12 protein-coding genes are annotated in these 8,400 nt (G+C 69.6%); 6 read left to right on the top strand and 6 right to left on the bottom strand.

Features of this window, described 5'->3' with window-relative positions:
• Positions 1-2 precede the first annotated feature (2 nt).
• Positions 3-845, bottom strand: a complete 843-nt coding sequence (locus BGO22_RS15850; protein ID WP_070397356.1) for an AAA family ATPase — start codon at positions 843-845, stop codon at positions 3-5.
• Between the two features lie 126 nt (positions 846-971).
• Between BGO22_RS15850 and BGO22_RS15855 the strand changes: the two genes are divergently transcribed.
• Positions 972-1,640 (top strand): c-type cytochrome, encoded by a 669-nt coding sequence (locus tag BGO22_RS15855; RefSeq protein ID WP_139146912.1) that lies wholly within the window; start codon positions 972-974, stop codon positions 1,638-1,640.
• A 137-nt stretch (positions 1,641-1,777) separates the two neighbouring features.
• Here the strand turns inward: BGO22_RS15855 and BGO22_RS15860 are convergent, their stop codons facing one another.
• Entirely contained in the window at positions 1,778-2,212 is a 435-nt protein-coding gene (locus BGO22_RS15860; protein ID WP_070397357.1) for a DUF1841 family protein, read from the bottom strand.
• 20 nt (positions 2,213-2,232) lie between these two features.
• Positions 2,233-2,871, bottom strand: a complete 639-nt coding sequence (locus BGO22_RS15865) for a trimeric intracellular cation channel family protein (protein WP_070397358.1) — start codon at positions 2,869-2,871, stop codon at positions 2,233-2,235.
• Between the two features lie 16 nt (positions 2,872-2,887).
• Between BGO22_RS15865 and BGO22_RS15870 the strand changes: the two genes are divergently transcribed.
• The 3 genes from BGO22_RS15870 to BGO22_RS15880 are packed head-to-tail and all read left to right on the top strand — an operon-like array spanning position 2,888 to position 4,829.
• Positions 2,888-3,652, top strand: a complete 765-nt coding sequence (locus tag BGO22_RS15870; protein ID WP_070397359.1) for a sulfite exporter TauE/SafE family protein — start codon at positions 2,888-2,890, stop codon at positions 3,650-3,652.
• 53 nt (positions 3,653-3,705) lie between these two features.
• Positions 3,706-4,314, top strand: coding sequence for a nucleotide-binding protein (locus BGO22_RS15875; RefSeq protein WP_070397360.1), 609 nt, complete (start codon positions 3,706-3,708; stop codon positions 4,312-4,314).
• Between the two features lie 59 nt (positions 4,315-4,373).
• Positions 4,374-4,829, top strand: coding sequence for a MaoC family dehydratase (locus tag BGO22_RS15880; protein ID WP_070397361.1), 456 nt, complete (start codon positions 4,374-4,376; stop codon positions 4,827-4,829).
• A gap of 9 nt (positions 4,830-4,838) precedes the next feature.
• Here BGO22_RS15880 and BGO22_RS15885 read toward each other — a convergent pair whose 3' ends face one another.
• From BGO22_RS15885 to BGO22_RS15895, 3 genes are all read right to left on the bottom strand, one after another.
• Positions 4,839-5,240 (bottom strand): hypothetical protein, encoded by a 402-nt coding sequence (locus BGO22_RS15885; RefSeq protein ID WP_139146913.1) that lies wholly within the window; start codon positions 5,238-5,240, stop codon positions 4,839-4,841.
• A 65-nt stretch (positions 5,241-5,305) separates the two neighbouring features.
• On the bottom strand, positions 5,306-5,779 hold the full coding sequence (gene trmL, locus BGO22_RS15890; RefSeq protein WP_070397363.1) for a tRNA (uridine(34)/cytosine(34)/5-carboxymethylaminomethyluridine(34)-2'-O)-methyltransferase TrmL: 474 nt from the start codon (positions 5,777-5,779) through the stop codon (positions 5,306-5,308).
• A 28-nt stretch (positions 5,780-5,807) separates the two neighbouring features.
• Entirely contained in the window at positions 5,808-6,323 is a 516-nt protein-coding gene (locus BGO22_RS15895) for a ComF family protein (protein WP_353744356.1), read from the bottom strand.
• A gap of 273 nt (positions 6,324-6,596) precedes the next feature.
• Here BGO22_RS15895 and BGO22_RS15900 point away from each other — a divergent pair, with 273 nt between their 5' ends.
• Together BGO22_RS15900 and BGO22_RS15905 are read left to right on the top strand one after the other, a co-directional pair.
• Positions 6,597-7,502 (top strand): class I SAM-dependent methyltransferase, encoded by a 906-nt coding sequence (locus BGO22_RS15900; RefSeq protein ID WP_139146914.1) that lies wholly within the window; start codon positions 6,597-6,599, stop codon positions 7,500-7,502.
• A 264-nt stretch (positions 7,503-7,766) separates the two neighbouring features.
• A partial coding sequence (locus BGO22_RS15905; RefSeq protein ID WP_502686472.1) for a cytochrome c oxidase subunit II occupies positions 7,767-8,400 on the top strand: 634 nt, incomplete at its 3' end.

An 8,400-nucleotide genomic window follows, 5' to 3' on the forward strand; every position in this document is an offset into this window, starting at 1 on the left:
CATCAGCGGTTCCTCTGGTTCATGAACACCAGCTTCTCGAACAGCGTGGTGTCCTGCTCGTTCTTGAGCAGCGCGCCGACCAGCGGCGGAATGGCGACCTTGTCATCGGCGCTCTGCAGGGCTTCCAGCGGGATGTCCTCGGCCATCAGCAGCTTGAGCCAGTCGAGCAGTTCGCTGGTGCTGGGCTTCTTCTTCAGGCCGGGCAGGTTGCGCACGTCGTAGAAGGTCTTCATGGCGACCTTCAGCAGGTCCTGCTTGAGCGTGGGGAAGTGCACGTCGACGATCTTGTGCATCGTCTCGGCGTCGGGGAACTTGATGTAGTGGAAGAAGCAGCGGCGCAGGAAGGCGTCGGGCAGCTCTTTCTCGTTGTTCGAGGTGATGAAGACCAGGGGGCGGTGCTTGGCCTTGATGAGCTCGTGCGTTTCGTAGCAGTAGAACTCCATGCGGTCGAGCTCGCGCAGCAGGTCGTTCGGGAATTCGATGTCGGCCTTGTCGATTTCGTCGATCAGCAGCGCGACCGGCTGGTCGGCCGTGAAGGCCTGCCACAGCACGCCCTTGACGATGTAGTTGTGGATGTCCTTCACCCGTTCGTCGCCCAACTGCGAGTCGCGCAGGCGGCTGACCGCGTCGTATTCGTACAGGCCCTGCTGGGCCTTGGTGGTGCTCTTGATGTGCCACTGCAGCAGGGGCATGTCCAGGGCCTGGGCGACCTCCTCGGCCAGCATGGTTTTGCCGGTGCCGGGCTCGCCCTTGACCAGCAGCGGGCGCTTGAGCGTGATGGCGGCGTTGACCGCCAGCATCAGGTCTTGCGTGGCGACGTAGTTCTGGGAACCCTGGAATTTCATGGAGGCGGCCTCGGGGTGGCGGCGCGGCTGCCCGCGCGCGGGACTCGGGATGTGGCGGGAGACGCGGCGACCGCTCATATAATTCGCGGTTGATCTTTCCCGGCCGTTCTTGATTGTGCTAGCAAAATGACCCCACTGCTGAAACCGATCGCCCGTACCCTTGTCGCCGCTGCGACGCTGTTTGTCGCTGCCGCATCGGCCCAGGCGCAGGGCGTCACCGGTGACGTCGAAGCCGGCCACAAGAAGGCCGAGATGTGCATCGGCTGCCACGGCATCCCCGGCTACCAGAACAGCTTCCCCGAAATCCACAAGGTGCCCAAGATCTCGGGCCAGGGCGCGCCGTATATCGTGGCGGCCCTCAAGGCCTACCAGAAGGGCGACCGCAAGCACCCGTCCATGCGCGGCATCGCCGGCTCGCTGAGCGAGCAGGACATGGCCGATCTCGCGGCCTTCTACGCCGGCCAGGCCGGCCCCGCCGCGCCGGAGACCCCGGCCGCCGCGAGCGCCGAGGTCGCCGCGCTGCTGCAGAAGGGCGCCTGCGTCTCCTGCCACGGCGTCAACTTCAGCAAGCCCATCGACCCGAGCTACCCCAAGATCGGTGGCCAGCACCCCGACTACCTGTTCGTGGCGCTCAAGTCGTACACCGTCGAGGGCAACAAGCTGATCGGCCGCAGCAACGGCATCATGGCCGGCATCGCCAAGCAGTACACCCCGGCCGAGATGCGCGCCATCGCCAAGTACCTCAGCACCGTCCAGGGCGAGCTGCAGACCGTGCCGCAGTCGCGCTTCCGCTGATCGATTCGCGAAGCGCCCCCAACAAAAAGCCGCTCACCGAGCGGCTTTTTGTTTTCCAGGGTCACCACGGAACCGGCTTTGCCGGGCCGTCGGTGATGCCCCCTTTCAAGGGGGGACGCGCGGAGCGCGGCGGGGGGTTAATCCACTGTCGCCCGCCGGCGCACGGCGTCGATGTAGGCCTGGCCGTCGGGCGGGCGACCGGCGCGCTGGCTTTCCCAGAGCATGGCGCCCAGGCACTCCATCACCTCATGGTGGGCGGTGTGCAGGTCGCCCCGGCGCGCGGTGAGCAGTTCCACGGCCTGGCGAATGCCCGGCGGCTGGTCGATGCTGGACTGCTCGCTGATCGACAGGTGCATGGACAGGTGCAGGAAAGGGTTCTCGCGCGCCGCGTCGGGCTGGCTCAGCCGCGCCACGGCGGCCTCGGCGTCGGCCAGTTCGCCGTGGTACTTGGGGTGCTCGGCGATCCACTGGGCAGCGAGCTGCTCCAGCGCGTCCATGGGCTGGGCGTCGCGCAGCTTGGCGTAGGCGCCGCAGAAGAAGCGGCGCACGTCGGCTTGGGAAGGGTTGAACATGGCGCGATTGTCCCCGGGACTCAAAGCCGCCACTGCGGCAACTGCCAATCGCGCCACAGCGCCAGGCCGCGCAGCCCGGCCGTGACGCCCACGCAGGCCAGCAGCGCCAGCCAGCCCGGTGCGGCGATCGCCCACAAGCCCACGTAGACCCAGCCGCCCACGAAGGCGCAGACCGCGTAGGGCCGGTGGTCGCGAAAGGCGCTGGGGATCTGGTTGCAGACCACGTCGCGCAGCACGCCGCCGGCCACGCCGGTGACGATGCCCATGAGCACGGCCACCAGGGGCGGCATCTCCAGCAGCAGCGCCTGGTGCGCGCCGGTGGCGGCGAACAGGCCCAGGCCCAGGGCGTCGGGCCACTGCATGGCGCGCTCGGTGACCTCGAAGTGCCGCGTGCGCAGGAACAGCATGGCCAGCACGCTCAGGCCCAGCACGCCCCACAGCAGCTCCACGTGGTGCACCCAGAAGAACGGGCGCTGGTCGAGCAGCAGGTCGCGCAGTGTGCCTCCGCCGAAGGCCGCCAGAAACCCGACGACGACCACACCGACCGCGTCGAGCCGCTTGCGCGCGCCTTCCAGGATGCCCGACAGCGCGAAGGCCGCGGTGGCGGCCACCTCCACCAGCAGCCTGAGGGTTTCCCCCCACAATGTCACGTTTTGCATCGCCGGATTGTCTTCCGTGTCATCGCTTCCCCTCATCACCGACCCTTTCTTCTATGCCGTGGCCGTGCCGGCCGTGCTGCTGCTGGGCATCAGCAAGAGCGGCTTTGGCGCCGGCTTCGGTTCGCTGGCGGTGCCGCTGATGGCGCTGGCCGTGACGGTGCCGCAGGCCGCGGCCATCCTGATGCCGGTGCTGCTGGTGATGGACCTGCTGGGCATGGCGGCCTTCCGCAAGAACGTGGACCGGCAATTGCTGAAGTTCCTGTTGCCCTATGGCCTGCTGGGCATCGTGATCGGCACGCTGCTGTTCCGCTGGCTGGAGCCGCGCCTGGTCGCGGGCATCGTGGGCGCCTTCACGCTGCTGTTCCTGGCCCAGCGCCTGCTGTTCCCGCCCCGGCCCGACAGCGCGCCGCCGCCGCGCTGGGTGGGCGCCATCCTCACCGCCACCTCGGGCTTCACCAGCTTCGTGGCGCACGCGGGCGGGCCACCGATCAACGCCTACGTGATCCCCATGCGCCTGCCGCCGTTGCTGTTCACGGGCACCATGGCCTTCTTCTTTTTCTTCGTGAACATGGCCAAGTGGGTGCCCTACGCCTGGCTGGGGCTGATCGACCTGCGCAACATGGCCACCTCGCTGGTGCTGCTGCCGCTGGCGCCGGTGGGGGTGTGGATCGGGGTGCGCATCGCGCACCGCATCCGGCCGGTGCTGTTCTACCGCCTCATCTACACCGGCATGTTCCTCACGGGCTGCAAGCTGGTCTGGGACGGGCTCGGGCTAACATAGGCTTACCTGTGCCAGTACCGGCCGCCCCAGGGGGCCGAACTCAAGGAGACGACATGCCGATCGTGGTGGTTGCGAATCCGAAGGGGGGCGTCGGCAAGACCACGCTGTCGACCAATGTGGCCGGCTACTACGCCAGCCGCGGCCATACCGTCATGCTGGGCGACGTGGACCGCCAGCAGTCATCCGCGCTGTGGCTGCGCCTGCGGCCACCCACGGCGCGCCCCATCCACACCTGGGAGGTGTCGCACGACCAGATCGCGCGCCCGCCGAAAGAGGCCACCCACGTGGTGCTGGACACGCCCGCCGGCTTGCACGGCAAGCGCTTCAAGGATGTGCTCAAGCTGGCCAACAAGGTCATCGTGCCGCTGCAGCCCAGCATCTTCGACATCTACGCCACGCGCGATTTCCTCGACGAGCTGACCGAGACGCGCCGCGCTGCCGTGGGCATCGTGGGCATGCGGGTCGATCCGCGCACCATCGCGGCCGACAAGCTGGCCGAGTTCGTGGCCGGCCTGGACCTGCCGGTGCTGGGCTACCTGCGCGACACGCAGAACTACATCCACCTGGCCGCGCGCGGCCTCACGCTGTTCGACGTGGCGCCCTGGCGGGTGGAGAAGGATTTGCAGCAGTGGCAGGGCATCTGCGACTGGCTGGACCGCTGAGGCAGGGGCTTGTCGCGCGCCCGACATCCGATCGCGGCCCGGATTTGTAGAGTGCGCCCATGCGCACATTCGACACCCTCGAGGAATTCGACGCGCTGGTGGGCCGGGCCGTGGTCACCAGCGACTGGGTCACCATCACCCAGGAGCGGGTGAACCGCTTCGCCGACGCCACCGGTGACCAGCAGTGGATCCACGTCGATGTGGAGCGGGCCAGGGCCGGCCCTTTCGGCGCGCCCATCGCACACGGCTTTCTCACGCTGTCGCTGCTGCCGGTGTTCTTCGAGTCCGCGATGAACGTGCGCGCCTCGCGCATGGGCGTGAACTACGGGCTGAACCGGGTGCGCTTCACGGCCCCGGTGCCGGTGGGCAGCCGCCTGCGCGCGCACATGGCGCTGCAGGCCTGCGAGCCGATCGACAACGGCGGGCGCCAGATGACCTGGGCGGTCACGGTGGAGCGCGAAGGCAGCGAGAAGCCGGTGTGCCTGGCCGAGTCGCTGGTGCGCCACTACCCCTGAGCGCCGGGCTCAGCGGATGCGAGCGAGCTGCTTCGGGTCCAGCCAGTCTTCGAAGAGTTGGCGCAGGGCGTCGATGCGCGCGGCGGCCACGTGCTGGCTGTGGCGCTGGGCGATGAGCTGGAAGGCGTCGTTGCGCAGCAGCCAAAGCTCCTGGGGGCTGCGCGCCTGCTCGATCTGGCGGCGCAGGCGCAGGGCCGGCACGGAGTGCACGCAGTCCTCGATGGTGGCCAGCAGGCGCTGGCGGATGGCGACGATGTCCCGCAAGTGGGGCGTGCGCGGCTGGGGTTGGGGGTGCACCACGCCGATCCATCGGGCGATGCGCGCGATCACCGGGTGTCCCTGAGGCCCGCGGTCCCGGCGCGGACCGGTGGCGGGCAGCCGGTGGTGGCGGGGGTTGATCGTGGTCTCCATGTCGCGCATGGTGGAGCAGTTGCCACAAATGGGGGATGTTTCAGGGGGAACTCGCGTGATATGGATCACGCAACCCCGCCTTGGAAGCCGTTTTGGCGCCAGGCTTCGAACACGGTGACGGCCACCGCGTTGGACAGGTTGAGGCTGCGCTGGCCCGCCCGCATGGGCAGGCGCAACCATTGACCGGGGGCGATGTCCGCTCGGACCGCCTCGGGCAGGCCGCTCGACTCCGCCCCGAACACCAGCCAGTCGCCCGCCCGCCACGCGGTGTCGTGCACGCCGCGCCGGCCGCGCGTGGTCAGCGCGAACAGGCGCTCGGGATCGGGTCGCGCGGCGTGCAGAAAGGCTCCCCAGCCGGCGTGTCGGCGCACCTCGGCGTACTCGTGGTAGTCCAGTCCGGCGCGCCGCATCAGCTTGTCGTCCATGGAAAAGCCCAGGGGCTCGATCAGGTGCAGCGCGCAGCCGGTGTTGGCGCACAGGCGGATCACGTTGCCCGTGTTGGGCGGGATTTCGGGGTGGACCAGGACGACATTGAACATGGTGGGGCGCGCATGATAGTGGTGCGCCTCAGTCCGCGCGCTCGTGCGGTGCTGGCGTGCGGGCGAAGACCAGGGCGTCGACGCGCGCGGCGCCCGCCGCCAGCAGGGCCTGCGCGGCGGCGTCCAGGGTGGCGCCGGTGGTGACCACGTCGTCCACCAGCAGCAGCCGGGCGCCGCGCAGGCGCGACAGGTACTCGGCCGGCACCGCGAACGCGCCGCGAAGGTTGCGCAGGCGTTCTTCGCGGGCCAGGCGGTGCTGTGCGGGGCCGTCGCTCAGGCGCATCAGCGCGTCCGGCCGCAGTGCGTCTGGGTGCCGTGGCACGAGGGCCCGGGCCAGCGCCCAGGGCGGGTGGTGGCCGCGTTCGGCCAGGCGCCCGGGGGTTAGCGGCAGGGGCACGATGCCGTCGGCCGCGTCGAGCAGGGCGCCGGCGCCGGGCGCGGCCCGCATCAGCCCGGCGAAGGTCCGGGCCCAGGCGGTCTCGCCGTGGAATTTGAAGCGCGCGATCAGCCGGTCCCAGGGAAAGGTGTAGTCCACCGCGGCCACGCAGGCGCCGAGAACGCGATCGGCGGCCCGCGCCCGGCAGGGGCAAGGCGAAGCGTCGCTGGCGGGCGCGGCGCAGCGCGGGCAGCGGGGGCGCGCCGGCGCGAAGCGCTGGCGGCAGGGCTCGCACAGCGGCCAGGCCGGCCACTGGCCGCACACATGGCATTGGCTGGGCCATGACCAGCCGGGTGTCCATACGGCGAAGCGGCGCATGCGGGCTCAATATACTGAGCGCCCCCTCCCGATACCGGGGCCGGTTCGCACCGGCCCGCCGCCTTGAACCCATCCCCCTCCGACGCTGCCGACGCCGTGCCCGGCCTCGATGCCGTGGCCTGCGCCCGCTGGCAGGGCCTGCCGCGCACACACAGCCCCTGGCTGCACGAGGAAGTGGGCGGGCGCATGGCCGAACGCCTGCAGTGGTTCCGCGAGCCGCCCACGAGCTGGCTGCACTGGGAGCCTGTGCTCGGCGGCCTGAAGACGCATGCGCGCCTGCGCGCGGCGCTGCCCCGCGCCGAGTGGCAGGTGTGGTCGCGCGACATGGCGCGCGCCGCCGCGGCCACCCGGGAGGCCGCGCCCCGGTCCTGGAACCCGCTGCGCCCGCGCTGGCTGGAGCCCCGAGCCGCCGACCCGCAGCGGCCGGTGCAAATGCTCTGGGCTAACATGGGCCTGCACGCCGAGCCCCAGCCGCAGCGGCTTATCGCGCGCTGGCATTCGCACATAGCGACCGGCGGTTTCCTGATGTTTGCCTGCCTGGGCCCGGACAGCCTGAACGAGCTGCGCGAGGTCTGGGCGGCCGAGGGCTGGCCCGCGCCCACGCACGCCTTCACCGACATGCACGACTGGGGTGACATGCTGGTGCACGGCGGCTTCGCCGAGCCCGTCATGGACATGGAGCGACTCGAACTCACCTACGGCAGCGCCGCCAGCCTGGTCGATGAGTTGCGCGGCTTCGGTCGCAACCTCTCGACCGAGCGCTTCGGGGCCTGCCGGGGCCGGGGCTGGCGTGAGCGCCTGTTGGCGGCGATCGAGGCGCGTGGCCCGCGAACCGACGGCGGCCGCCTGCGCCTGACGGTCGAAATCGTCTATGGCCACGCCTTCAAGGCGGCGCCCAAGCCGCCGCGCGGGGACGCCACCGTGCCGCTGGACGCGCTGCGCGAGCAGCTGCGCCAGCGCCGCGGCTGAGCCAAACCCGACCAAGGGGTCCCGGCTTGCGGTCAGGGCTCCCTATGGCGGCGGCTACAATCCCGCGGTTTGGGTTCAAGGGCATTTCCCCCTGTGCCGGCGTGCCGCGTCCGGGGGCGCGTTCCTGATTGGCGCGTGAGATGCGACTGCCTTGCGCGGCGCGCGAAGCGCTGGCGCAGGCCTGGCAGGTTTTGGTGTAATCGGGGTCGATATCAATCGACACTTATATTTGAGGCGCAACAAGTGAGCAAGACGACAAAGACGCTGCAAGCCCTACGTGCAGCGCGGAACGCGGTGGGACTGGCGCTGCTGAGCGCCGGGGTCTGGTCCTCGGCGGCCGCGCAGAAGGTCAACGATCTGCCGGGCGGCCCCGCGGTCAACCAGCTCAACTTCGCCCCGCCGGTCACCAAGATCGCCGAAGAGCAGCACTGGCTGCACTGGTTCATGATGGGCATCTGCGCCGTGATCTTCGTGATCGTCTTCGGCGTCATGTTCTATTCCATCCTCAAGCACCGCAAATCGGTGGGCCACCAGTCGCAGGCGCTGCCCGAGCCGATCTGGGTGGAGCTGGGCTGGACCATCGTCCCCCTGCTGATCGTCATCGGCATGGCGCTGCCCGCCACCAAGGTGCTGGTGGCACAGAAGGACACCACCAACGCCGACGTGACCATCAAGGCGGTGGGCATGCAGTGGAAGTGGGGCTACGAATACATCAAGGGCGAGGGCGAGGGCATCGGCTTCCTCTCCACGCTGGACACCTCGCACCGCGTGATGTCCAACAGTGGCAAGCCCGAGGCCACCGACGACTACCTGCTCAAGGTCGACAACCCGCTGGTGGTGCCCGTGGGCAAGAAGGTGCGCATCATCACCACCGCCAACGACGTGATCCACGCCTGGA

It is taken from the genome of Hydrogenophaga sp. 70-12 (assembly GCF_001897365.1).
Taxonomy (GTDB): Bacteria; Pseudomonadota; Gammaproteobacteria; order Burkholderiales; family Burkholderiaceae_C; genus Hydrogenophaga; species Hydrogenophaga borbori.